This window comes from Humibacter ginsenosidimutans, assembly GCF_007859675.1.
GTDB classification, from domain to species: domain Bacteria; phylum Actinomycetota; class Actinomycetes; order Actinomycetales; family Microbacteriaceae; genus Humibacter; species Humibacter ginsenosidimutans.
Genome location: NZ_CP042305.1, coordinates 1,819,651 through 1,842,218, shown reverse-complemented (window position 1 = coordinate 1,842,218; position 22,568 = coordinate 1,819,651). Strand labels below are relative to the sequence as shown.

Annotated in this window: 20 protein-coding genes, 2 pseudogenes and 1 riboswitch; of the genes and pseudogenes, 8 read left to right on the top strand and 14 right to left on the bottom strand. The window is 69.8% G+C overall.

The features are described from left to right. Nucleotides 1–117: 117 nt before the first annotated feature. The 4 genes and pseudogenes from FPZ11_RS08690 to purU form a co-directional block, all read right to left on the bottom strand. A complete protein-coding gene (locus tag FPZ11_RS08690; protein WP_146320075.1) occupies nucleotides 118–1,176 on the bottom strand; it encodes a putative endonuclease domain-containing protein in 1,059 nt (352 codons plus the stop codon). Nucleotides 1,177–1,481: 305 nt separating this feature from the next. Continuing rightward, nucleotides 1,482–2,636 carry an N-acetylglucosamine-6-phosphate deacetylase gene (nagA, locus tag FPZ11_RS08685; RefSeq protein WP_146320073.1) on the bottom strand — a complete coding sequence of 385 codons (1,155 nt, stop codon included), beginning with the start codon at nucleotides 2,634–2,636 and terminating at the stop codon, nucleotides 1,482–1,484. Then, a complete protein-coding gene (locus FPZ11_RS08680) occupies nucleotides 2,633–2,995 on the bottom strand; it encodes a YrdB family protein (protein ID WP_146320071.1) in 363 nt (120 codons plus the stop codon). Before FPZ11_RS08680 ends, nagA begins: the two co-directional genes overlap by 4 nt. Nucleotides 2,996–3,124: 129 nt before the next feature. Next, a pseudogene (purU, locus tag FPZ11_RS08675) lies at nucleotides 3,125–4,001 on the bottom strand (formyltetrahydrofolate deformylase). A 115-nt stretch (nucleotides 4,002–4,116) separates the two neighbouring features. Here purU and FPZ11_RS08670 point away from each other — a divergent pair. Then, nucleotides 4,117–5,457 carry an MFS transporter gene (locus tag FPZ11_RS08670; RefSeq protein WP_146320069.1) on the top strand — a complete coding sequence of 447 codons (1,341 nt, stop codon included), beginning with the start codon at nucleotides 4,117–4,119 and terminating at the stop codon, nucleotides 5,455–5,457. Here the strand turns inward: FPZ11_RS08670 and FPZ11_RS08665 are convergent. The 4 genes from FPZ11_RS08665 to FPZ11_RS08650 all read right to left on the bottom strand — a co-directional run bounded on the left by FPZ11_RS08665 (nucleotide 5,407) and on the right by FPZ11_RS08650 (nucleotide 10,239). Continuing rightward, nucleotides 5,407–7,266, bottom strand: a complete 1,860-nt coding sequence (locus tag FPZ11_RS08665; protein WP_146320067.1) for a sigma-70 family RNA polymerase sigma factor — start codon at nucleotides 7,264–7,266, stop codon at nucleotides 5,407–5,409. The genes FPZ11_RS08670 and FPZ11_RS08665 overlap by 51 nt on opposite strands. Before the next feature lie 404 nt (nucleotides 7,267–7,670). Further along, the gene (locus FPZ11_RS08660) at nucleotides 7,671–8,456 is read right to left on the bottom strand and encodes a DeoR/GlpR family DNA-binding transcription regulator (protein ID WP_146320065.1); all 786 of its coding nucleotides are present in this window, start codon (nucleotides 8,454–8,456) and stop codon (nucleotides 7,671–7,673) included. Then, nucleotides 8,453–9,307 (bottom strand): class II fructose-bisphosphate aldolase, encoded by an 855-nt coding sequence (locus tag FPZ11_RS08655; RefSeq protein ID WP_146320063.1) that lies wholly within the window; start codon nucleotides 9,305–9,307, stop codon nucleotides 8,453–8,455. Before FPZ11_RS08655 ends, FPZ11_RS08660 begins: the two co-directional genes overlap by 4 nt. Beyond that, entirely contained in the window at nucleotides 9,304–10,239 is a 936-nt protein-coding gene (locus tag FPZ11_RS08650; RefSeq protein WP_146320061.1) for an ROK family protein, read from the bottom strand. The genes FPZ11_RS08655 and FPZ11_RS08650 overlap by 4 nt, the downstream gene beginning before the upstream one ends. A gap of 285 nt (nucleotides 10,240–10,524) precedes the next feature. Between FPZ11_RS08650 and FPZ11_RS08645 the strand changes: the two genes are divergently transcribed. The 3 genes from FPZ11_RS08645 to FPZ11_RS08635 all read left to right on the top strand — a co-directional run bounded on the left by FPZ11_RS08645 (nucleotide 10,525) and on the right by FPZ11_RS08635 (nucleotide 14,086). Beyond that, the gene (locus tag FPZ11_RS08645) at nucleotides 10,525–11,664 is read left to right on the top strand and encodes an SIS domain-containing protein (protein ID WP_210415992.1); all 1,140 of its coding nucleotides are present in this window, start codon (nucleotides 10,525–10,527) and stop codon (nucleotides 11,662–11,664) included. Nucleotides 11,665–11,698: 34 nt separating this feature from the next. Then, nucleotides 11,699–11,834, top strand: a riboswitch (ZMP/ZTP riboswitch). A gap of 48 nt (nucleotides 11,835–11,882) precedes the next feature. Further along, nucleotides 11,883–13,208, top strand: coding sequence for a serine hydroxymethyltransferase (gene glyA / locus FPZ11_RS08640; RefSeq protein ID WP_146320057.1), 1,326 nt, complete (start codon nucleotides 11,883–11,885; stop codon nucleotides 13,206–13,208). A gap of 2 nt (nucleotides 13,209–13,210) precedes the next feature. Further along, nucleotides 13,211–14,086: a bifunctional methylenetetrahydrofolate dehydrogenase/methenyltetrahydrofolate cyclohydrolase gene (locus FPZ11_RS08635; RefSeq protein WP_146320055.1), complete on the top strand. Its 876-nt coding sequence runs from the start codon at nucleotides 13,211–13,213 to the stop codon at nucleotides 14,084–14,086. 22 nt (nucleotides 14,087–14,108) lie between these two features. Here FPZ11_RS08635 and FPZ11_RS08630 read toward each other — a convergent pair whose 3' ends face one another. From FPZ11_RS08630 to FPZ11_RS08620, 3 genes are all read right to left on the bottom strand, one after another. Beyond that, nucleotides 14,109–14,516: a VOC family protein gene (locus tag FPZ11_RS08630; protein WP_146320053.1), complete on the bottom strand. Its 408-nt coding sequence runs from the start codon at nucleotides 14,514–14,516 to the stop codon at nucleotides 14,109–14,111. Between the two features lie 142 nt (nucleotides 14,517–14,658). Further along, nucleotides 14,659–15,369 (bottom strand): helix-turn-helix transcriptional regulator, encoded by a 711-nt coding sequence (locus FPZ11_RS08625; RefSeq protein ID WP_146320051.1) that lies wholly within the window; start codon nucleotides 15,367–15,369, stop codon nucleotides 14,659–14,661. A 6-nt stretch (nucleotides 15,370–15,375) separates the two neighbouring features. Then, the gene (locus FPZ11_RS08620) at nucleotides 15,376–15,777 is read right to left on the bottom strand and encodes a VOC family protein (protein WP_146320049.1); all 402 of its coding nucleotides are present in this window, start codon (nucleotides 15,775–15,777) and stop codon (nucleotides 15,376–15,378) included. A 144-nt stretch (nucleotides 15,778–15,921) separates the two neighbouring features. Between FPZ11_RS08620 and FPZ11_RS20425 the strand changes: the two are divergent. From FPZ11_RS20425 to FPZ11_RS08605, 3 genes and pseudogenes are all read left to right on the top strand, one after another. Beyond that, nucleotides 15,922–17,467: pseudogene (locus tag FPZ11_RS20425) on the top strand (purine-cytosine permease family protein). After that, nucleotides 17,464–18,027, top strand: a complete 564-nt coding sequence (locus FPZ11_RS08610; RefSeq protein ID WP_146320047.1) for a cysteine hydrolase family protein — start codon at nucleotides 17,464–17,466, stop codon at nucleotides 18,025–18,027. The pseudogene FPZ11_RS20425 and the gene FPZ11_RS08610 overlap by 4 nt, the downstream one beginning before the upstream one ends. Further along, nucleotides 18,024–18,506, top strand: a complete 483-nt coding sequence (locus FPZ11_RS08605) for a YbaK/EbsC family protein (RefSeq protein WP_146320045.1) — start codon at nucleotides 18,024–18,026, stop codon at nucleotides 18,504–18,506. Before FPZ11_RS08610 ends, FPZ11_RS08605 begins: the two co-directional genes overlap by 4 nt. Nucleotides 18,507–18,538: 32 nt before the next feature. Here FPZ11_RS08605 and FPZ11_RS08600 read toward each other — a convergent pair whose 3' ends face one another. Genes FPZ11_RS08600 through galT form a run of 3 tightly spaced genes read right to left on the bottom strand, consistent with a single transcriptional unit; the run spans nucleotide 18,539 to nucleotide 21,402 of the window. After that, entirely contained in the window at nucleotides 18,539–19,078 is a 540-nt protein-coding gene (locus FPZ11_RS08600; protein ID WP_146320043.1) for a gamma carbonic anhydrase family protein, read from the bottom strand. A 45-nt stretch (nucleotides 19,079–19,123) separates the two neighbouring features. After that, a complete protein-coding gene (galK, locus tag FPZ11_RS08595) occupies nucleotides 19,124–20,284 on the bottom strand; it encodes a galactokinase (protein ID WP_146320041.1) in 1,161 nt (386 codons plus the stop codon). Continuing rightward, nucleotides 20,281–21,402 (bottom strand): galactose-1-phosphate uridylyltransferase, encoded by a 1,122-nt coding sequence (gene galT, locus FPZ11_RS08590; protein WP_146320039.1) that lies wholly within the window; start codon nucleotides 21,400–21,402, stop codon nucleotides 20,281–20,283. Before galT ends, galK begins: the two co-directional genes overlap by 4 nt. Before the next feature lie 57 nt (nucleotides 21,403–21,459). Between galT and FPZ11_RS08585 the strand changes: the two genes are divergently transcribed. Continuing rightward, a complete protein-coding gene (locus FPZ11_RS08585; RefSeq protein WP_246846600.1) occupies nucleotides 21,460–22,278 on the top strand; it encodes a DeoR/GlpR family DNA-binding transcription regulator in 819 nt (272 codons plus the stop codon). Nucleotides 22,279–22,568: the final 290 nt, after the last annotated feature.

Below are 22,568 nucleotides of genomic sequence, written 5' to 3'. Positions count from 1 at the left end.
TCCAGCGCATCCGGCACCAGCGGATTGCTGTCGCAACACGCCCCTTCGCCGCAGCGATAGGGGCGTGTTGCGACAGGAAGTCGCGCGGCAGTCGCCGCACGGTCATCGCACGACGCATCATGAGCTGGGGCGCCAGCCGGCGCGCAACAGGGCTGTGCGCACCTGCGCCACGGCGGGCGCGGTCGACGGGTAGAGGTGTCGTGCCGTGAGGCGGATCACCCGCCATCCGGCATCCGCACATGCCGAGTGCTTCTCGATGTCGCGATTCCACTGATCCCGATCGATTCGGTGATGGTCGCCCTCGTATTCGACCAGAACACGGTAATCCGGGTAAGCGATCTCGGTGAAGCCGATCGGGGCCCCGGTCGCCGTGAACACGTCGAAGTCGAGCTCGGGCAGGGGGAGTCCCGCGCGAATGGATGCGATCCGATAGCGAGTCTCGGCCGGTGATGCCGCGCCGATCCTGATCTCGTCGACGGCAGAGCGGAGTCTGTCCGAGTGTCGTCGGTAAGGCGTATTCGCGGCAGCACGAAGCTCGGCGGGCGTGCCGAGAGCGTCCTCGGATGTGCCGCGGAGCATCCCGCGTCGCCGCGGAATGAAGACGATCGCATCGCCGAGCTCGATGAGCTCGTCGACGGCGAGTTCGTCTGCGAGCATCGCCCATGTCGTGGCCGGGTTCGTGAGTCGGAGCCCGTTGCTTTCTCTCACGTCGATGAGTCGTGCGGACAGCTGACGACCCTTCACGCCGGCCGCGCGCGACGGGCGCGCGGGCGCGAGCACGCCGACATCGATGCCCCGGGGTGCGACGCTCTCGCCGTTGCGCTCCGTGGCCGCGGCGACGCGCCGGAGAACCCGCAACGGCAGAGGGAGTCCCCACATGACCGCAGCCGTCGCATGGCAGAAGCACGAGTCGGGAGCGGCTATCGCCGCGAACGCTTTCGCTCTGCGGGCGATGAGGTCTGCGAGCCGTCGCGTCTCGTCTGCACGGCTATCCCGAACGGGAGCGGATTGCGGCGAGCGTCGGTCGGCTTCGGAGCGGCGAGTGCGCACCCCGAAGAAGGGGGATTCGAGGTCCAAGGCACGCAGCCGCTTGGCCGCGACGCCGGCCTCTCGGGCGGCGCGAACCGCGAAGCCGTCGCCGAGGTCGCCGGGGAGCGCGGCTGCGGTGCGAGACATGCGGCCCAGACTGCCGGGGCGCCATCTGCTCGCGTAGTCGCGGCGGCGCATCCGTGGAGCACCTGCGTTCAGCACCCGCTGTGGACGACGGGCGGTCGCGCCCGTTGCGCCTGCCGCCACCACCGACTTGTGGGCGCAAACGGCCCATTGCGGCGCCGGGTGGGGGCATCCTGCGACAGGAAATCGGTGCGGGAGGGGAGATGAGAGGTGGCGGGGGAGATCGGTCGAAGAGAGATGGGAGGTGGCGACGTGGTGGTGGGGCGGCAGCGAGGAGTGCTGGCGAGGGACGGGTCGGGCGCGAGGGCTCAGATCAGCTGCGAGCCGGCGGCCCAGACGCTGCTGGCGCGCCACTCGTGATCGAGCAGCACGGCATCGGCGAGGTAGCCGGCCGCGAGGCGGCCGAGCTCGTGCTCGCGGTTCAGCACGCGAGCCGGCGTCAGCGTGAGCGCCTCGACGGCGGCGGCGGGCTCGACACGGGTGCGTTCGACGGCGATGCCGAGGGCGGTGTCCTGGGTGAGCGTGGAACCGGCGATGGTCGAGCCGTCGGCCAGCCATGCCTGACCGTCCGTCACGACGACGTCGAGGGAGCCGAGCCGGTACGCGCCGTCGGCGGAGCCGGCGGCCGCCATCGCGTCCGTGATGAGGGCGACGCGGTGCCGGGCCTCGCCGAACGCGAGGTGCGCGACATCCGGGTGCACGTGGAATCCGTCGAGGATGAGCTCGAGCGTGACCCGGTCGTCGTCGAGCGCGGCGATGACAGGGCCCGGTGCTCGGTGGCCGATGCCCGGCATGGCATTGAAGGCGTGGGTGAGCAGCCGGGCACCGCGGTCGAACGCCGCCTGCGCCTGCTCCATCGTGGCCTCGGTGTGGCCGACGGCGACATGCACGCCCGCTTCGACGAGCACGTCGATCGCCTCGAGGGCACCGTCGAGCTCGGGAGCGATGGTGATCTGTCTGAGGGTGCCGCGCGAGGCGCCGATGAGCTGTTCGATCGCCTCCGGATCGTTCGGCGCGCGCAGGAACTCGGGGTTGTGCGCGCCCTTGCGCTTCTCGTTGAGGAAGGGCCCCTCGAGGTGCGAGCCGAGGATGAGCGGATCGGCGTCGGCGAGATCGGCGATGAGTCCGAGGTTGGTGCAGAGCTCGGGGATCGGGTTCGCGACGAGGCTCAGCACCGAACGGGTGGTGCCGTGGCCGCGGTGCGTGGCGATCGCGCCGAGGATGGCCTCCCTGCCGCCCTCGTAGGCGAAGCCGCCGCCGCCGTGCCCGTGCAGGTCGATGAAGCCGGGCGTGAGCCAGTGACCGCCGGCATCCGTCACCTCCGCGCCCTCCGCGAAGGCGCGCCACCCCGTTCCATCACCGGTCGCGGCGATGCGCTCGCCGTCGGTCGCGAGCCAGAAGTCGTCGATCTGACCGTCTGCGTCGAGCTTGCGTGCCGAGTGGATGACGCGCGCGGCGCTCATGCCAGCTCCTTCCGTCCGCTGACGATGCCGCTCACCAGGGCGACGACCGCGAAGACGACCGCCACGATCGGCTGGCCGAGATCCCACCAGGCGAAGGCCGCGGCCGTCATGACGACGATCTCGACGATCGCCTTGCCGAAGGCATCCACCTTGACGACGGCCTTCGGAGAGCGGAACAGCGCCCACAGCACGACGGCGAGTGCCGGTGCGAGGATGCCGACCACGATGTTCCACGGCAGCGGCCAGGCGATGAACCCCCAGACCGCGAGGCTGACGAAGGCGAACAGTTCGATCACGAATCGCGCGACGTCCCAGAAGTCGATCTGGACGCGCGGATGCTCGGAATTCTGGGCAGACATCGCCTTCCATGATAGGGGCGATTGAGGGGAGCGCCGTGGGAGCGTGCTCGCACGGCCGACCCGATTGAGACCTCGAGCCGCGGAGCGGCGATAGTGGGCGCAGGGTGGGAGAAACCCCGGCCGAACCCGTCAGCGGAAGATGATGGTGCGCACTCCGTCGAGCAGGATGCGGTTCTCGGCGAACCACTTCACGGCCTGGCGGAGGGTGCGGCTCTCTTCATCCTGGCCGATCGAGACCAGCTGGGAAGGCGACTGCGCGTGGTCGACGCGCACCACGTTCTGCTCGATGATCGGGCCCTCGTCGAGGTCGCTGGTGACGAAGTGCGCCGTGGCGCCGATGAGCTTCACGCCGCGCGCGTGAGCCTGCTTGTAGGGGTTCGCGCCCTTGAACCCCGGCAGGAACGAGTGGTGGATGTTGATGCACCGGCCGGCGAGGGCCGCGCAGAGCTCGGGGGAGAGGATCTGCATGTACCTGGCGAGCACGACGAGCTCGATGTCGTGCCGCTCGACCTCCTCGAGGACGCGGGCTTCGAAGGCGGCCTTGCTCGCGGCATCCGTCACCGGCAGGGGAATCGAACGGCACGCCGTAGAAGCCGGCGAGCTCGCGCAGCGTGCCGTGGTTGGCGAGCACGAGCGGGATGTCGACGGTCAGCTGGCCCGCCTTCTGGCGGAACAACAGGTCGCTGACGCAGTGCGCAGCGGTGGAGGCCAGCACGAGCGTGCGCAGCGGGCGGCCGACGACATCGAGGTTCCACGTCATGTCGTAGCGTCGCGTGACCGGCAGCAGAGCATCCTCGAACTCCGCACGGTCGGCGGGGGACTGGATCTGCAGGCGCATGAAGAATCGTCCGGTGTCGGCGCTGGAGAACTGCTGGCTCTCGGTGATGTTGCCGCGCGCCTCGACGACGGCCCCGCTGACGGAGTGCACGATGCCGGGGCGATCCGCGCAACTGAGCGTCAGAACCCAGTGCTGCACGGGGGTGCCGTCGGGAATCTGCTGATCCATCCCCCAAGGGTAGGGCACGGGGGCGGAGCCGCATTTCCGCGTTCATCGAATCGATTAGAGTGTGGGGAATCGAAACGCCGTGCGTCAGGCGTGAGCAACCAGGGGGTCGAAGCCGATGTCGTCGTCTGATGCAGGCGCACCCGGTCGTGCGCAGGGACCGGCCTCACCGCCCTTCCCGTGGGTGGCGATGCTCGCGCTCGCGGCCGCGGCCTTTCTCGCCGTGACCAGCGAGTCGCTGCCCACCGGCCTGCTGCCGGAGATCGCGAACGGTCTGCACGCCACGACGCCGCAGACCGGCATGCTCGTCTCGGTCTACGCGTTCACCGTCGTGATCGCAGCGACGCCGCTCACCGCGCTGACGAGGCGCGTTCCCCGCAGGCTGCTCGTGGTGATCGTCATCATCGTGATCGGCATCGGCTCGCTGCTGATGGCCATCGCGCCGAACTACGGCGTCGCCGTCATCGCGCGGATCATCGGCGGTTCGGCGCACGGCGTCTTCTGGGCGGTCACCGGTGCGTACGCGGGTCGCATCGTGGCGCCGCAGCAGATCGCCCGCGCCGTCGCCATCACCTCGGGCGGCGTGTCCATCGCGCTCATCCTCGGCTCGCCGCTGGCGACCATCCTCGGCCACGCCGCAGGCTGGCGGGTGGCCTTCGCGGTGATCGGATGCCTGCTCGTCGTCGGCGCGTTCGCGATCGGCGCCATCCTGCCGCGCTCCGAGAATCCGCCGCTCGTCACCGGCGCCGTGCCCGCCGTCACGGGCGGCATCGCCACGGTCACCGGCGGCATCACGACCGTGACCTCGGGAGACGATGCAGGCGGTGTGCGCAGCGCGCGCGGCATGCGGGGCAGCGATGCGAGCATCCGCCCCGTCATGCTCATCTGCGTGCTCACCGGCGTGATCACCCTCGGCAACTTCACGCTCAACGCGTACGTGGCGCCCTACATCGCCGAGGCGATGGGCCTCGGCACGGGTGCTGTCGGCCCTTTGCTCTCGGTCGGCGGCGTGATGGGCGCGGTGAGCGTCGTGCTCGTCGGCGCCTGGTTCGGCAAGAAGCCGATCCGCTCGCTCGTGATCGGGCTCGTGCTCACCGCGGCCGGCGTGCTGCTGCTCGCGCTGGTGCCGGGGATGCCGCCGTTCGCGATCGCCGCGTTCGCACTGTGGGCGCTGGCGTTCGGCATCCTGCCGCCGTTGCTGCAGACCGAGATGCTGCATGCCACCTCGTCACGGTTCCGCGACACCGCGAGCGCCATCTACACCACGGCGTTCAACGTGGGCATCGGCGGCGGAGCCGTCGTCGGCGGCGCGGTCTACGCCGCGTGGGGCATCGGTGCCGTGCCGTGGGTGGCCTTCGGCATCCTGATCGTGTCGATGGTGTTCTTCGCGGTCACGGTGCGTTCGTGGTCACGGCCCGACGGTGACCGTCGTGTGCGTCGAGGGGCCGAGCCGGCCTGAACCGTCGGCGTAGCGCACGGCGATGTCGTGCGTGCCTCGGCGCAGCGCGATCAGGTAGCTGTGCTGTCCGGAGCCGTCCAGACTGCTGATTCTCTGCGAGACCCCGTCGACGAGCACCTGTATGCGCGCGCCTGGTACACCGGTGACCCGCACCGTCATCAGAGGCGAGTGCGACGATCCGATGCCGGTCACGCTGAGCTGCGGTGCGGAGAGGGAGAACGAGACGGATGCCGTCGCCGAGCTCAGGCCCTCGGCATCGGTCTGGCTGGCGCTCACCGTGCCCGCGCCTGCCGGGAAGTCTCCGAACGCATCCGTCACCCGCCAGGCACCGCTCGCGTCGGCACGCACCGTGGCGGTCGCGCCGCCTCCCGAGACGGTCACCGTCGCGTCGGGAAGCGCGCTTCCCGAGACGACGGGCAGATAGCGGCCGTCGCCCGTGTCGGCGGTGATGGTCGGCGGCGCAGGCGGCACGGGGGCCGGGGTGCTCGGGGTGCCGGGCGACGAGGGCGGACTCGACGTCGGAGGCGCCGCAGGGGAGGAGGTCGTGCCGCTCGGAGTGGACGCCGGGTTCGACGACGCAGGGGTCGACGAGGAGTTCTGGTTCGCGGTGCTCGGGGTCTGGTCAGGGCCGGTGCTCGAGTCTCGACCAGGATCGGCGGTCGGGGCGGGTGTGGCGCTGGGTGACGCTCCGGGCACCGAGACATCGGGGCTGGAGGACGAGTCGCCCGCCTTTGAGGAGCCGAAGGAGTCCTGCTGAACGGCGGGCGAGGCATCCGAGCCGTGCCCGGGCGCGGTGGCCACGAGCACCCCGGCGACGGCGCCTGCCACCACGACCACGCCGGCGACGACGCCGATGAGAACCCCGGCTCCGCCGCTGAGGCCTCCGCTGGACGAGCCCGACGAGGCACCCGCCCCTGCGGATCCTGCTCCCTGGGCGCCCGCCGCGCTCGCCCCGAATGTGCCGACTCCGGCAGCGGTGGCACCGCCGGCTCCGGCTCCGACGACCAGGCCGGCCTTGACGCTCGCCGCATACGCGGCCGCCGCGCCGGAACCGAGCACGAGCGGCAGCAGCACGAGCGCGATCCGCGAGCCGGTCTCTTCCGCCTCGGCGGCGGCCATGGCGCACTTCGCGCAGGTGTCGAGGTGCGCATCGACTCTCGCGCGGTCCCGCTTGCCGAGGCGCCCTCGTGAGCGCGCGGCGAGGCGCTCCACCGTCCACGCGCACTCCGGCTCGAGGTGCGCGGAGTTCAGGTGGGCGCGGATCCAGGCCTGACGCAGGCCCTCTCGCGCCCGGTAGCAGAGCGCTGCTGCGGCCTGCGCGCGCACGCCGAGCAGCGGCGCGAGCTCGGCGGGCTGCATGCCCTCGACCTCGCTGTACCAGAGCGCTTCCTGCCAGCGCGGCGGAAGCGTGCGGAACGCCTGCGCGGTGAGGGAGCGGTCGAGCTCGGCCAGCGTGGGGTCGGCTTCGACGGCCAGCGCCTCGAGCTCGACGGGCTCCAGCGGCACAGCATCTTTGCCCGAACGCCCCCACGACGCCGCGATGTTGCGCACCGTCGTGAACAGATAGGGGCGGAACGCGGCGGTCGGCCCGTTGCCCGCCTTGAGCGCCTGCAGAATGCGCGTGTAGGCCTCCGAGACGAGGTCGTCGGGCTCGAACGTGCTGGTCACGGAGCGCGCGACCGAGGTGGCGGCCGACGCGTGCCTGCGGAAGAGCATGGCGTAGGCATCCGTGTCGCCCTTGCGCGTCAGCGTGACGAGCTCGGCGTCACCTGCGCGCTCGAGTCTGCGCGTGGCGGCGTGCGATGACATTCGGGTTGCCTTCCGGGCCTCATCGGCCTGCGATCTCTCGGTCGTCTGCTGCACATGCGGCGGCGGACCGTGGGGTGGGGGTTCCTGCTCAGGGATGGACGGGGGTGGTTCGATTCTCCGACGTGATCAGGGCATCCGCAATTCCTCGAAATGTTTTGTGCGACCCGCGTCATGATCGGCCGGGTTCGACGTCTTCTCTCAGTGAAACGGACCACCGTCGCGAATCATTCGGCCTTCGGCAGTGTTGTGCACCGCCTCGGTGCGACGGTCCTGGCTGAGACCCGAAACGGTCAGGATGCCGCGTGGAACTTGGGGGCTTGGGCCACGCGGCAAGCCGGTGGTGGTGCGGTCGATGTGAAATCCGACCGCACCACCACCTTCAGGCGGCCGGGCCGTGGATGCCGTCAGGCCACGATCACCCGCAGCCCCGCCTCCTCGAAAGCGGTGCGCTGCGACGTCGTGATGCCGTCGTCGGTGATGAGGGTGTCGAACGCGCCTGGCTCCGCCACGGAGGCGAAGGCACGACGGCCGATCTTGCTGGAATCGGCGACGATGACCGCGCGCTCGGCGCGCTGCGCCATGAGTGCGTTCACGGCGGCCTCGTGCTCGTCGTGCACGGTCGGGCCGAGCTTCGGATCGAGCCCGTTGACGCCGATGAACGCGAAGTCGAGCGTGATCTGGGCGAGCACCGAGTCGGTGTAAGGGCCGACCAGTTCGTATGACCGAGGCTGCACGACACCGCCGGTCATGACCACCTTGATCTGCGGGCGCATGAGCAGCTGGGCGGCGATGTTGATCGCGTTGGTCACGACGGTGAGGGTGGGGCGCGTGGACGGCTCCGCGACGTCGGGTCGAGAGCCCAGTGCGGTCGCCACCGCGGTGCTCGTCGTGCCGCCGCACAGCCCGACCACGGACCCGCGGGGGATCAGCGCCGACGCTGCCTGGGCGATCGCGAGCTTCTCGGCGGCGTTCTGCCCCTTCTTGAAGCGCAGCGGCAGGTCGTAGGCCACCGACTGCCCTGTGGCGCCGCCTCGCGTACGGCTCAGGAGCTGCTGCGAGGCGAGGGCGTCCAGGTCTCTGCGCGCGGTGGCAGGGGAGACCCCGAGCCGCTCGACGATGTCGTCCACCTCGATCTGCCCGGTCTCGGCCAGCAGATCGAGCACGGCGCGAAGCCGGTCGGCGCGGTTCATGCGCTCCGCCCCTCGCTCTGGTGCGCAAACAGTTCGAGCAGACGTTCGGCCTCGCTGCTGAGTGCGGCGCGGCCGGCGCTCAGATACTTGCGGGAGTCGACGACCGTGGGATTCTCCTCGAGATAGTCGCGGATGGCGCGTGTGAAGAAACCGTTCAGATGCGTCGACACGTTGATCTTGGTCATGCCTGCCCTGATGGCGGCGGCGATGACATCGTCGGCGACGCCCGAGGAGCCGTGCAGCACCAGCGGCACGGTCAGCGCTGAGTGCAGTCTGGAGATCAGGTCGAGGTCGAGGGATGCCTCGCGCGTGGTCATCGCGTGCGACGAGCCGACCGCGACGGCGAGCGCGTCGACCCCTGTCGCTGCCACGAAGGCCACGGCCTCATCGGGATCGGTGCGCACCCCGGGCGCGTGCGCGCCGTCTTTGCCGCCGATCTCGCCGAGCTCGGCCTCCACGACGATGCCGTGCCGATGGGCGTACTCGGTCACTCTGCGCGTCGCCGCGACGTTGGCGTCGTAGTCGAGCTTGGAGGCGTCGAACATGACGGAGCCGAAGCCGAGGTCGATCGCCTGCAGGGCGAGCCGCTCGTCCTCCGCGTGGTCGAGGTGCACGGCCACGCGGGCGGACGACTCGCGCGCGAGCGCGAGGCAGGCCAGCGCGATCGGCTCGAGCGAGCCGTGATACGTGACGCAGTTCTCGGAGATCTGCAAGATGACGGGGAGATCGGCGCGCTCGGCCGCGGCGACGATGCCTTCGGCGGTCTCGAGGTGCAGCACGTTGAACGCGCCGATACCGACGTGGCGGCTCGCGGCATCCGCGATCAGGTCACCGGTGGGAGTGAGGGTCATGCGTCGTCTCCGTTCAGGACGTCTCTGGCGGTCAGTGCGGCGCCGTACAGGCCGGCGTCGCCGCCGATGGTCGCCTTGATGAGCTGCGGGCGGCGGTGGAACGTGAGGATGCCGTCCAGCCGTTCCCGCAGCGGCTGCAGCAGCTCTTCGCCGGCCTCCGAGAGCCCGCCGGCGATCACGATCGCCTGTGGTGCGAGCAGCGCGACCACGTGGGAGAGCCCGAGAGCCAGCGCGTCGAGGGCGGAGTTCCAGGATGCCGCGGCGTTGGCATCGCCGCGCCGCTTGCGTTCGAGCACCTCCTTCGCCCCCGCGACCTCCTGGCCGGTCCGGAGCGAGTAGCGACGAGCGATGGCGGCGGCGGAGGAGACGGCCTCGAGGCATCCTCGTCCTCCGCACGCGCACATGGGGCCCTCGGCCACCCGGTCGTGGCCGATCTCCCCGCCGAGCCCGCCTCCCGTGTAGAGCTTTCCGCCGATGAACAGGGCCGCGGCGATGCCGGTGCCGATCGTCACCACGACCACATCGTCGAATCCGCGTGCGGCGCCGAGCCGGTGCTCCGCTTCGCCGGATCCGCGCACGTCGTGGCCGAAGCCGACCGGCAGGCCCAGCGCGGCTTCCGCCCGCTCGCGGAACGGATAGTCGTGCCAGCCGAGGTTCTCGGCGAACACGCCGATTCCGTGCACGTCGTCGACGTGCCCAGGCACCAGGAGTCCGGCGGCCGCCGGGTGCACATCGGGATGGCGCTTCGCGAACTGCTCCGCGAGCGCGGCGACCTCGGCGACGACACGGTCGCCGGTCTCGCCGTTCGCCAGCGGAGTCGGTACGCGCACGGTGTCGCGCAGCACGCCAGTCTCATCGACGAGGGCGGCCTTCATGTCGGTGCCGCCCACGTCGAACGCGAGCACCGCGGCGCCGGGTCCGAGTGTGGTCATGGTGTCTCCAGGATGACGGAAGGCAGATGGTCGGTGATCGAGGATGATCAGAAAACCCGTGAAAACTGCAGTTTCGGTCGATATGGTGATGCGAGTCTACAGGGGAACCGCGCAGCGGACCGCTCGGATTCTCGTCGGAACGACACCCTCGCTCTGCTAGTTTGTGATCGTAACAGCGCACTTTGGCGCAGATTACATCCGCGAATGAGCGACCGTCGCACGTCGTCGCACGCGCATCGCCTCGCGACTCGTCCCCATGACCACGCACCCACGACAAGGAGCATCGTGACTGACACCGCCCGCACCGGAGCCGAACACACGACGCGCGAGATCGCGCAGCAACCTCGGGTCTGGCGCGAGGTGAGCTCATCCGTGGCGGAGCAGCGCGCGCGGATCGACGAGTTCCTCACGAGAGTCGTGCCCGCCAACGCCCGTATCGTGCTGACCGGAGCGGGAACGTCGGCCTTCATCGGCGAGATCCTCGCCCCGGGTCTGGCGCGCGTCCTCGGCAGGCGTGTCGATGCCGTCGCGACGACCGACATCGTCGCCGACCCGCGCGCGGTCTTCGCCGAGGACCTGCCAACGCTTCTCGTCTCGTTCGCCCGCTCCGGCCGAAGCCCGGAGTCCGTCGCGGCGACGCAGCTCGCCGACCAGCTGCTGACGACGGTGCACCACCTCATCATCACGTGCGACACCACGGGCGACCTCTTTCAGGTGCACTCGCAGCGCGCGGACGACCTCGTGCTCGTGACGCCGGAGGGCACCAACGATCAGAGCTTCGCGATGACCTCGAGCTTCTCCTCGATGCTGCTCACCGCGCTGCTCGCCTTCGCTCCGGCGCTCGCAGGCACGGTGGATGCCGCGGCCGGCGCCGGCGACTGGGCTCTGTCCCAGGGGCAGGCCGTTCCACTCCACGCCGCCGACACCGCATACGACCGCATCGTGTACCTCGGCAGTGGACCGCTCACCGGACTCGCGCGGGAGTCGGCGCTCAAGCTGCTCGAGCTCACCGCAGGCCGCATCGTCGGCGTGCACGACAGCTCGCTCGGCTTCCGGCACGGCCCGAAGTCGATCCTCGACGACCGCACGCTGGTGGTCGTGTACGTGTCGTCCGACCCGTACACGCGGCAGTACGACCTGGACATCATCGCCGAGCTGCACACGACGTCAGGCAAGCACGACGTGATCGCCGTCGTCGCCGACGGCACGACGGCAGATGCGCCGGAGATCGACGGCGTCCAGACGTGGGCGCTGCCCGGCATCGACGAGCTGCCCGACGAGGTTCTCGCGCTGCCGTACGTGGTGTTCGCGCAGACGCTCGCGCTCGGCCAGTCGCAGCGCCTCGGCATCACCACGGACAACCCCTTCCCCAGCGGAGACGTGAACCGGGTCGTGAAGGGCGTGCGCATCCACCAGCTCGGCTGACGGCCGGTTTCGGCGCCGCCGGGCAGGATATGCTGGAGCGCGTCGCAACTGGCGTATCGGCGTGACTTCGGGCATCCGGAATCCGTCGCGGATGGTTCACCATCGGGGAGCGACGGACAGCTTTTCGAGATTATCGAGGGCGGATTCGGCCGCGCGCCTGGGCCGACGCGAACACGTTCCGTGCATACATCCGCCCGCCTGATCACGAGGAGCCGAGCATGACCGTTTCCCCCACCTTCAACGCCCCGCTGAGCGAGGTCGACCCCGAGATCGCCGAGGTGCTGAACCTCGAGCTCGGCCGCCAGCGCGACTACCTCGAGATGATCGCGAGCGAGAACTTCGTTCCGCGCGCGGTGCTCGAGTCGCAGGGCTCCGTGCTCACCAACAAGTACGCGGAGGGCTACCCCGGCCGTCGCTACTACGGCGGATGCGAGTTCGTCGACATCGCCGAGAACCTCGCCATCGAGCGTGCCAAGTCGCTGTTCGGCGCGCAGTTCGCGAACGTGCAGCCGCACTCCGGCGCGTCCGCCAATGCCGCCGTGCTGAGCGCGATCGCGCAGCCGGGCGACACCATCCTCGGCCTCGAGCTCGCGCACGGCGGCCACCTCACGCACGGCATGAAGCTCAACTTCTCCGGCAAGCTCTACAACGTCGTCTCGTACGGCCTCGACCCCGAGACGTTCCGCGTCGACATGGACGTGGTGCGCGAGAAGGCGCTGGAGCACAAGCCGAAGGTGATCATCGCCGGCTGGTCCGCCTACCCGCGCCACCTCGACTTCGCCGCATTCCGCGCGATCGCCGACGAGGTGGGGGCCACCCTGTGGGTGGACATGGCGCACTTCGCGGGTCTCGTCGCCGCCGGCCTGCACCCGTCCCCCGTGCCGTACGCGCACGTCACGAGCTCCACGGTGCACAAGACGATCGGCGGCCCGCGCTCCGGCTTCATCCTCACCAACGACGCCGACATCGCGAAGAAGATCAACTCCAACGTGTTCCCCGGCCAGCAGGGCGGCCCGCTCATGCACGTCATCGCCGCGAAGGCGACGGCGTTCAAGCTCGCGGCGACCGACGAGTTCCGCGACCGTCAGGAGCGCACCATCCGCGGCGCGCAGATCCTCGCCGAGCGGCTCACGGCATCCGACGCCAAGGAGGTCGGCGTCGACGTGCTCACCGGCGGCACCGACGTGCACCTCGTGCTCGTCGACCTGCGCACCTCGCAGTTCACCGGCAAGGAGGCGGAGGACCGTCTGCACGAGGTCGGCATCACCGTGAACAAGAACGCGGTGCCGTTCGACCCGCGCCCGCCGATGGTCACCTCCGGCCTGCGCATCGGCACGCCGGCACTCGCGACGCGTGGCTTCGGCGACGAGGAGTTCACCGAGGTGGCCGACGTGATCGCGCTCGCCCTGAAGCCGGACGCCGACATCCCTGCGCTGCGCGCACGCGTCAAGAAGCTGACGGATGCCTTCCCGCTCTACCCGGGGCTCGGCCCGTCGGGCTTCCCGGTCGAGAGCGTCGAGCTCGCGTCGTCGATCGAGAATTGACGATGACCGCCATCAGGCTCGATGGCAAGGCGACCGCCGCCGCCATCAAGCAGGAACTGACCGAGCGCGTCGTCGCGTTGAAGCAGCGAGGGATCACCCCCGGTATCGCCACGGTGCTCGTCGGTGCAGACCCGGCGTCGCAGCTCTACGTGGGCATGAAGCACAGGCAGTCCGAGGCCATCGGCATGAACTCGATCCAGGTCGAGCTGCCGGCGGATGCCACGCAAGACGAGGTCGAGGCGACGATCGACAGGCTCAACGCCGATCCCGCCTGCCACGGCTACATCGTGCAGCTGCCGCTGCCGAAGCACCTCGACACCGACGCCGTGCTCGAGCGTATCGATCCGGCGAAGGATGCCGACGGCCTGCACCCGACCAACCTCGGGCGGCTCGTGCTCAACGTGAACGCGCCGATCGAGACGCCGCTGCCGTGCACGCCGCGAGCCGTGATCGAGCTGCTCACACGCAACGACTACGACCTCAAGGGCAAGCACGTGGTCGTCGTCGGTCGCGGCGTGACCATCGGCCGCTCGATCGGTCTGCTGCTGACACGGCGGTCGATCAACGCGACGGTCACGCTCACGCACACCGGCACCGTCGATCTGCCGAAGTACCTGCGCGAGGCCGACGTGATCGTCGCCGCCGCGGGAGTCAAGCACCTGGTGCGTCCCGAAGACGTCAAGCCCGGCGCGGCCGTGCTCGATGTCGGCGTGACCCGGGAGGACATTCCGGAGACCGGCAAGTCCAAGGTCTTCGGCGATGTCGCGCCGGGAGTCGAGGATGTCGCGGGCTGGCTCTCGCCCAACCCAGGAGGCGTCGGCCCCATGACCGTCGCTCTGCTCATGACGAACGTGGTGGAGGCCGCGGAGCGCGCGTAGCGACTCCGCGGCCCGCGCCGCGCTACCGGCGGAACGCCGCGAACTTCTCGATCGCCTGCTGCGTGACAGGGGCGAAGAGGTTCACGAGCGTTCCGTCGGGGTCGCGCAGCAGCAACGACCTGTTGCCCCACGGCATCGTCGTGGGCTCCTGCACGACCTCGACGCCACGCGTCCGCACCGAGTCGAAGGCGGCGTCGACGTCGTCGACGAGCAACTCGACGATCGCGCTGCGGTTCTCCGCCGCCCGCACGGAGCCAGGTCCGAAGAGCTCGGCGGTCGAGCTGTGACCGATCGCGATGGTTCCGTTCGGGGTGCGGAGTTCCGCGAAGACGGGTGCCGGCCGATCCGCGCTCAATCCGGTGACCGACTCGTAGAAGGCGACGAGACGATCGACATCGTCGGTGATGAGGCGCACGGAGACGAGATTCATGGGGGTCCTTTCTCGATGCCGGCGTCCGGCATCTGGTGTGACCCCAGGATTTCGCGCCGCGGCGACAACCCCCTGTCGGTGTTTCGGAACGATGTCGTCGGGGCCCGTGCGGTCGGCGGGATGAGACCGCGCTGCCGTGAATTCAGAACAGCGCGAGCGTGCGGAGGTCGCCCTCCGGCACCTGGATCTCCTCGGCGGTCACGCGGCGAGGCGGTGACAGCTGCGCCGTCGGCGTGACGTGTTCGATGCGATCGAACCGGAAGGCGCGGATGCCCTCGCGCAGTCTGCACCACGCGAGCAGGTACCAGCCGCTCGTCGCCCCGACGTACCCGACGGGCTCCACCTCGCGTCGTGTGCGGTTGCCGGAGCCGTCGCGATAGGCCAGCCGCAGCACCCGTCGAGACGTGACGGCCTCGACGATGGCGGGAGGGACGGCGTCGCCCGGCCCCGCAGCGGCACCGGGCGTTCCGACGAAGTGCACTCGGGATGCCAGCTCGTCCGCCTGCGCGGTGTCGGCGTCGCGCATGGCCGAGACCAGCTTGCGCAGGGCGGTGTTGCCCGCCTGCGCGAACGGAGAGCCCGCCGATGACCGCAGGGCGACGGCGATCGCGACGGCTTCGGACGGCGTGAAGTTCACCGGCGGTAGGGTGCGGTCCCGATCGATGCAATACCCGCCGGTGCGGCCGGGCTCTGCCCAGATCGGCTCGCCGGATTGCTGGAGCGCGGAGAGATCGCGTTCGATCGTGCGCACGCTCACCTCGAACCGTCGAGCGAGCCAAGTCGCGCTGCGGGGACGGGGAGAGACGGCGCGAAGCTCGGCGACGAGCGCGTAGAGGCGGTCGGTGCGGTTCATGCGTCGTCAGTCGCCCGGCGCCGCCGCCTCGTCGGAGGTGAGCAGGATCACGTTGCCGTCCGGATCGTCGACCATGGCCGCGTACGGACCCGCGGTCTGCGTCGGCGCCAGACGTCCGTGGTATCCAGCACTGGTGAGGTCGGTCCACTTCGCATCGACCAGCGCGTCTTCGCCGACGTAGAACTCGAGCAGTTGCTGATACCCGCCTGCTGGGCGCTCGAAGGCGGGGTCGTACGCCGAGGCGAACTGCGTCGTGATCAGCAGGCTGACGCCGCTGCCCATGCGGTGGATGACGATCGGACGCTCGCCGGCCGGGTCGGGGATGTCGAGACCGAGGCGACGATAGAAGGCGATCGAGGCATCCAGGTCGCGCACCTCGAGCAGCACCATGGCCAGTTGAAGCTCCATGCAGATGATCGTGCCGCATACCCGCGACATTCGCGGCGGACGCAGGTCCAGGCGGCTCTGTCGCGTGACGTCCCCGTGCGCTACATTCCTGGCATCCGCTGCAATCCCGTTCGACCACACCGGTCACGCACCCTGGAGCGTTCCATGACCACCATCGACGACGATCGCGCAGAGGCGCCGCGTCCCACTGCGCTGACCATCGAGCTCAACGCGCTCAACTCGATCGACGAGTCCGAACGTCGGGGCACTCCACGCGGACTGTTCTGGCCGTGGTTCGCGGCGAACGTCTCCGTGCTTGGCGTCAGCTACGGATCGTTCCTGCTCGGTTTCGGCATCTCGTTCTGGCAGGCGACGATCGTGGGCATCCTCGGCATCGTCGTGTCGTTCCTGTTCTGCGGCTTCATCTCGCTGGCGGGCAAGCGCGGCTCCGCACCGACGCTCACGCTCAGCCGCGCGGCGTTCGGGGTGCGCGGCAACACGGTGCCGTCGATCATCTCCTGGCTGCTCACGGTCGGGTGGGAGACCGTGCTCGTCGCGCTCGCCGTGCTCGCCACCACAACGGTCTTCAAGGAGCTCGGCGGCGGGGGAGGAACGGTCACGCAGGTGATCACGCTCGTCGTCGTCGTGGCGCTCGTGATCGGCGGCGGCGTGTTCGGCTTCCACGTGATCATGCGCCTCCAGGTGATCATCACCATCGCCACGGCTGTGCTCACGGTCGTGTACATCGGACTCGTCTGGAACCACATCGACTTCGCGAAGATCGCGGCCGTCCCGAACGGCGACCTGCCGCAGCTCATCGGCGGCTTCGTGTTCATGATGACCGGGTTCGGCCTCGGCTGGGTGCAGGCCGCCGCCGACTACTCGCGCTACCTTCCGCGACGTTCGTCGAGCGGCGGTGTCGTCGGCTGGACGACGTTCGGAGCCTCGCTGGCCCCCCGTCATCCTCGTGGTGTTCGGCCTCATGCTCGCCGGGTCGTCGAAGGGCCTGTCGAATGCCATCGGCAGCGATCCCATCGGCGCCCTCACCACGATCCTCCCCGTCTGGTTCCTCGTGCCGTTCTTCATCGTCGCGGTGCTGGGCCTCATCGGGGGTGCCGTGCTCGACATCTACTCGTCGGGAATCGCGCTGCTCAGCGCCGGGGCGCGCATCTCTCGTCCGGTCGCCGCGCTGATCGACGGCGTCATCATGATCGCCGGCGCGATCTACATCGTGTTCTTCGCCACCGACTTCATCGGTCCGTTCCAGGGCTTCCTCATCACGCTCGGCGTGCCGATCGCGGCCTGGTGCGGGGTGTTCCTCGCCGACATGACGCTGCGGCGCAAGAACTACTCCGATCGCGACCTCTTCAATGCGCAGGGGCGCAACGGCAGCTGGAACTGGCTCGCGATCGCGCTCCTGGTGATCGGCACGGCATTGGGCTGGGGACTCGTCATCAACCCCTATGGCCTCGACTGGCTCAACTGGCAGGGCTACCTGCTCGCACCGTTCGGACTCGGCGGGCGCACGGGTATCTGGGGCGGCGCCAACCTCGGTGTGCTGGTCGCCCTCGTCGTCGGCTACCTCGGTGTCGTCCTCTTCGGTCGCGGCAGGGTGCGCAGACAGGAGGCGATGCAGGACGACGGCGTCGAGCCGAGCGAGGCGCCGTTCCCGGCGGAAGACGCCGCCCAGCAGCCGGAGGCCTCAGCATGACCGGTGCGCCGCGCTCCGCGCCGTGGCTCGTCGTGATCGATATGCAGACCGTGTTCGGCGATCCCGAGAGCGGCTGGTACACGCCGCGATTCGAGGAGGCGCGGGCGGGCATCCGGCGGCTGATGCCCGCCTTCGGCGACCGGGTCGTGCACACGAGGTTCGAGGCTCCTGTACGGCCCTCCGGAGCGTGGGTCGCGTACTACGAGCAGTGGCCGTGGGCGCTGGTGCCGGGCGATTCGTCGCTGTACGACCTCGTCGATCAGCCGGATGCCACGCATCGCCTCGTCACCGAGACGACGTTCGGCAAGTGGGGCCCGGTGCTCGAGGCGGCGACCGCAGGCTCGCGTGAGCTCGTGCTCGCCGGCGTCTCCACCGACTGCTGTGTCATCTCGACAGCGCTGCCCGCTGCCGACGCCGGGGTGCACGTGCGCATCGCAACGGATGCCTGCGCGGGCGCCACCGACGCCGACCACGCCCGCGCGCTCGACGCGATGGCCCTCTACGCACCGCTCATCGAGTTGACCGACGTCGACGCGGTGCTCGCTACGCTGGATCGATGACGATCGACACCTCTCACGCCGCCGTGCAGGCGGTCGAACGGCAGTTGCGCTCGCACGGCATCACCGGCGAGGTGCGTTGGCTCGACGAGGCGACGCCGACGGCGGCGGCCGCGGCCGCCGCGCTCGGCATCGAGGTCGGCGCCATCGCGAACTCGCTCGTCTTCACGCTCGATGACGAGCCCGTGCTCGTCATGACGTCGGGCGGGCACCGAGTCGACACCGCCCATCTGAGCGAGCTGCTGGGCGGAAAGCTCCGACGGGCATCCGCCGAGACCGTGCGGGCGGCGACGGGACAGGTGATAGGCGGCGTCGCGCCGACCGGCCACCCCGCACCGCTGCGCACGTGGGTCGACACGGCGCTGCGGGAGTTTCCGGAGATCTGGGCCGCCGCGGGGCATCCGCACACGGTCTTCCCGCTCACGTATCAGCAGCTCGTCGAGCTGACCGGCGGCACCGAGGTCGAGGTCGAGCCGGCGTAACGGCTGCGACCGGAACTCGCCCGGAGGGCGGCTCAGAGCTGGGTGCCGCCGCGGTGCAGCTCGAGATGCTCGAGGTACACCTCGGCGTTGCGACGGATGCCCGCCACCTCGTCGTCGCTCAGCTCGCGTCGCACCTTGGCCGGCACTCCGGCCACCAGGGAACGAGGCGGCACGACGGTGCCCGCCGTCACCAGCGCTCCCGCGGCGACGAGCGAGCCCGTCCCGATCACGGCCCCGTTCATCACCGTCGCGTGCATGCCGATGAGCACGTCGTCTTCGATCGTGCAGCCGTGCAGCACGGCGTTGTGTCCGACCGAGACGCCGCTGCCGAGGGTGAGCGGAAAGCCGTTGTCGACGTGGCACGAGCAGTTGTCCTGGATGTTCGATCGCTCGCCGACGACGATCGGCTCGTTGTCGGCGCGCAGCACCGCGTTGTACCAGACGCTCGCCTGATCGTGCAGCGTCACAGCGCCGATCAGCTGAGCGCCGGGCGCAGCCCAGGCGAAGGTCGCCACCTCGGGGAAGGCGCGGTCGGCGAGTGCGGTGAGACGGGCATCGGGATGAGCTGTCATGCCCTCCAGGCTAGAGCGCATGCTGTTCGCTGAGCGAGTGCGGGGCTACTCGTCGCGGGAGGCGCCCGCCGACGGCACCACACCGAACAGGTCGGGCTGCGCGTAGCCGTGCTCGGCGAACGCCGCATCGACCGCGGCCTCCACCTGGGACACGAGCTCGTGCGGCACCAGGGCGATGGCCGAACCGCCGAAGCCGCCGCCGGTCATCCGCGCCCCGATGGCGCCGTAGTTCTGCGAGATCTCCACCGCGAGGTCGAGCTGCGGCACGGAGACCTCGAAGTCGTCGCGCAGGGAGCGGTGCGAGGCATCCATCAGGTCGCCGATGGCGCGCGGGCCCTGCTCGCGCAGCGTGCGCACGGTGTCGAGCACACGCTGGTTCTCGGTGACCACGTGCCGCACACGGCGGAACGTCTCGCCGTCGAGCACGTCGCGCGCCTTCGGCAGGTCTGCCACCGACACCTCGCGCAGCGACTCGACGCCGAGCGCTTTGGCGCCGGCCTCGCAGGATGCCCGCCTCGCCGCGTACCCGCCCGTCGCATGCTCGTGATGCACCTTCGTGTCCATCACCAGCACCTCGAGCCCGGCCTCGTCGAACCCGAGCGGGATCACGTCGGTCTCGAGGCTTCGGCAGTCGATGAAGATGCCGGCGTCGGCCTGGCCGAGCAGCGACGCGGACTGGTCGAGGATGCCCGTCGGGGCGCCGACCACCTCGTTCTCGGCGAGGTGCCCGGCCTTCACGAGTGTCTTGCGGTCGAGGTCGAGCCGCCACACGTCATTCAGGGCGACCGCGACCGCGGACTCGATGGCGGCCGACGAGGAGAGTCCCGCGCCGACCGGAACATCGGAGTCGAGAAAGAGGTCGAAACCGGGAACCGCGTCGAGGTCGGCTCCCAGCAGGCCGAGCGCCCAGGCGACGCCGAGCGGATAGTTCTGCCAGCCGTGCTCGGCGCCCGGCCCGAGGTCGGCGATCGATGTCTCGACGATGTGGTCGGTGAACGACGACGCCAGGCGGATGCGTCGATCCTCGCGCAGCGCCAGCGCGCCGACGGTGCGGCGGTCGATCGCGAACGGGAACACGAAGCCGTCGTTGTAGTCGGTGTGCTCGCCGATCAGATTCACGCGGCCCGGTGCCGACCAGACGCCCTGCGGTGCGTGTCCGAACAGTTCCGTGAAGCGGGCGCGCAGTGCGGCGGAGCGGTCGGTCATACGGGATTCTCCTCGTCGGCTCGTGCGATCGCCTCGCGCAGGGCTGCAGCCTGGGTCTCCGGCGGGATGTCGCCGACCCATGCTCCCATGGCGGCCTCGCTGCCGGCGAGGAACTTGAGCTTGTCGGCCGCACGCCTCGGCGAGGTGAGCTGCAGGTGCAGCCGAACGTCGTCGCGATGCAGGTTCACCGGAGCCTGATGCCATGCCGCGATGTAGGGGGTGGGCGTGTCGTAGAGGGCGTCGACGCCGCGCAGCAGCCGCAGGTACAGGGTCGCGAGCTCCGCGCGCTCGTCGTCGGTGGTGTGCGCGAAGTCGGGGACCTGCCTGTGCGGCATCAGGTGCACCTCGAGGGGCCACCTCGCCGCGAAGGGCACGTAGGCGCTCCAGCGGGTGCCTGCGATGAGCATCCTCTCGCCCGCCCGCTCGAAGTCGAGGATGTCGCCGAACAGTCTCGACCCGTAGGCCTCGACCGAGGCGAGCAGCCGCTGTGTGCGCGGCGTGATGTAGGGGTAGGCGTAGATCTGCCCGTGCGGATGCCCCAGCGTCACCCCGATCGCCTCGCCGCGGTTCTCGAAGGGGAAGACCTGCTGGATGCCGTCGATCGCCGACAGCGCCGCCGTGCGGTCAGCCCACGCCTCGATCACCGTGCGGGCACGAGACGCCGAGATGCTGCCGAACGCGCCGGTGTGCTCGGGGCTGAAGCAGACGACCTCGCACCGGCCGATGGAGGTGCGCACACGACCGATGCCGATCTCGGACAGGTCGGCGAGGCTGTGCGGGGCATCCTCGTCGGTCAGCAGCGGGCCGAACGACGGCGACCGGTTCTCGAACACGGCCACGTCGTAGTCGCTCGGGATCTCCGACGGGTTGCCAGGCGACTGGGGGGCGAGCGGGTCGAGCTCGGTGGGCGGGAGCACGACGCGGTTCTGTCGCGCCGTGGCGATCGAGATCCACTCGCCGGTGAGCGGGTCCTGCCGCATGGTGGCGGTCTCCGGGCGGGGAGTGAGCGTGCGCAGGTCGGGTGCGCGCTCCGGCGACAGCGTGGTGTCCGCATCGTCGAAATAGAAGAGTTCGCGGCCGTCGGCGAGGCGGTGTTCGCGTTTCGTGATGGTGCCCACGCAGTGACTCTAGCTTACGGATTGACAACAAAACAAAAGAAAACGTAAGTTGAGCCTGTGCCTGACGCGCCCGACTCCGTTCCCGACGCCGGCGCTCCCGCGACCATCAGGCGGCAGCGCATGCTCAGCCTCATCGGCGAGCGCGGATTCGTGCGCGTCGGCGAGCTGAGCGAGACGTTCGGTGTCTCCGATGTCACCGTGCGCGGCGACCTCACCGTGCTCGAGGGCACCCAGGGCATCCGTCGTGTGCACGGCGGAGCGATGCCGAGAGTGACGGGAGCGACGCACGAGCTTTCGTTCGAAGAAGCGCTGGAGAGCTCGGCCGAGGAGAAATGGGCGATCGCGCGAGCGGCGGCCGCCCTCGTCGAGCCGGGCATGAGCGTCATCGTCGACGTGGGCAGCACGTGCCTGGCCGTGGCGCGCGAGCTCGTGCGCCGCGATGAGCTGCACGACGTCACGGTGATCACGAACGGCCTGACCACGGCCTTCGAGCTGGAGAACGCCATTCCGCGGTTCCAGGTGCTCGTCACGGGCGGAACCCTGCGTCCCCTGCAGCACTCACTCGTCGCGCCGCTGGCCGCCGCGATGTTCACCCACGTGCACGCCGACCTCGCCTTCATCGGCTGCAACGGCGTGGACGCCCGCGCCGGCATCACGAACATCAACCTGCCCGAGGCCGAGCTGAAGCGCGAGATGGTGCTCGCCTCAACGCGTGCTGTGGTGGTGGCCGACGGATCGAAGGCTGGGCAGGTGCACCTCGGTCGCATCGGCGATCTGCTGGAGTTCGAGACGGTGTTCCTCGGCGCCTCCGCCGACACGGCGGCGCTGCGAGAGCTGCGCCGCACGCACGACAGGGTCGTCACGGTCGACGCGTAGGGGGTGCGTCGCTCGCCGGCGCCGTCGCCGGCCTACTGATCCTCACCGCCGCAGCATTGATGGTGACCTCACACTGAGCCTTCACCGGCCATATCCGCAAGCGATCACCCACCAGACGAGCGTTACTCGCCCGCAGCCGGATCCGTCACCGTACACGACGTTAGGGTGCGAGACGTCAGGGCTGGGAAGCATCTCTATCCGGTCGGTGTCGGGCTTGCCGTAGCGCTAAGCGACCATGCCTGGATTTCCCAGTGCCGTTCCCTGGGCGGACTCGAGGACGAGGTCCACAT

Bases quoted from the DNA above. Each gene is read 5' to 3' on its own strand.
- FPZ11_RS08670 (WP_146320069.1), top strand. From the start codon at position 4,117: ATGTCGTCGTCTGATGCAGGCGCACCCGGTCGTGCGCAGGGACCGGCC.
- FPZ11_RS08625 (WP_146320051.1), bottom strand. From the start codon at position 15,369: ATGAACCGCACCGACCGCCTCTACGCGCTCGTCGCCGAGCTTCGCGCC.
- FPZ11_RS08635 (WP_146320055.1), top strand. From the start codon at position 13,211: ATGACCGCCATCAGGCTCGATGGCAAGGCGACCGCCGCCGCCATCAAG.
- FPZ11_RS08680 (WP_146320071.1), bottom strand. From the start codon at position 2,995: ATGTCTGCCCAGAATTCCGAGCATCCGCGCGTCCAGATCGACTTCTGG.
- FPZ11_RS08605 (WP_146320045.1), top strand. From the start codon at position 18,024: ATGACGATCGACACCTCTCACGCCGCCGTGCAGGCGGTCGAACGGCAG.
- FPZ11_RS08690 (WP_146320075.1), bottom strand. From the start codon at position 1,176: ATGTCTCGCACCGCAGCCGCGCTCCCCGGCGACCTCGGCGACGGCTTC.
- FPZ11_RS08655 (WP_146320063.1), bottom strand. From the start codon at position 9,307: ATGACCCTCACTCCCACCGGTGACCTGATCGCGGATGCCGCGAGCCGC.
- nagA (WP_146320073.1), bottom strand. From the start codon at position 2,636: ATGAGCGCCGCGCGCGTCATCCACTCGGCACGCAAGCTCGACGCAGAC.
- FPZ11_RS08660 (WP_146320065.1), bottom strand. From the start codon at position 8,456: ATGAACCGCGCCGACCGGCTTCGCGCCGTGCTCGATCTGCTGGCCGAG.
- FPZ11_RS08630 (WP_146320053.1), bottom strand. From the start codon at position 14,516: ATGAATCTCGTCTCCGTGCGCCTCATCACCGACGATGTCGATCGTCTC.
- FPZ11_RS08610 (WP_146320047.1), top strand. From the start codon at position 17,464: ATGACCGGTGCGCCGCGCTCCGCGCCGTGGCTCGTCGTGATCGATATG.
- FPZ11_RS08620 (WP_146320049.1), bottom strand. From the start codon at position 15,777: ATGGAGCTTCAACTGGCCATGGTGCTGCTCGAGGTGCGCGACCTGGAT.
- galK (WP_146320041.1), bottom strand. From the start codon at position 20,284: ATGACCGACCGCTCCGCCGCACTGCGCGCCCGCTTCACGGAACTGTTC.
- FPZ11_RS08665 (WP_146320067.1), bottom strand. From the start codon at position 7,266: ATGTCATCGCACGCCGCCACGCGCAGACTCGAGCGCGCAGGTGACGCC.
- FPZ11_RS08650 (WP_146320061.1), bottom strand. From the start codon at position 10,239: ATGACCACACTCGGACCCGGCGCCGCGGTGCTCGCGTTCGACGTGGGC.
- glyA (WP_146320057.1), top strand. From the start codon at position 11,883: ATGACCGTTTCCCCCACCTTCAACGCCCCGCTGAGCGAGGTCGACCCC.
- FPZ11_RS08600 (WP_146320043.1), bottom strand. From the start codon at position 19,078: ATGACAGCTCATCCCGATGCCCGTCTCACCGCACTCGCCGACCGCGCC.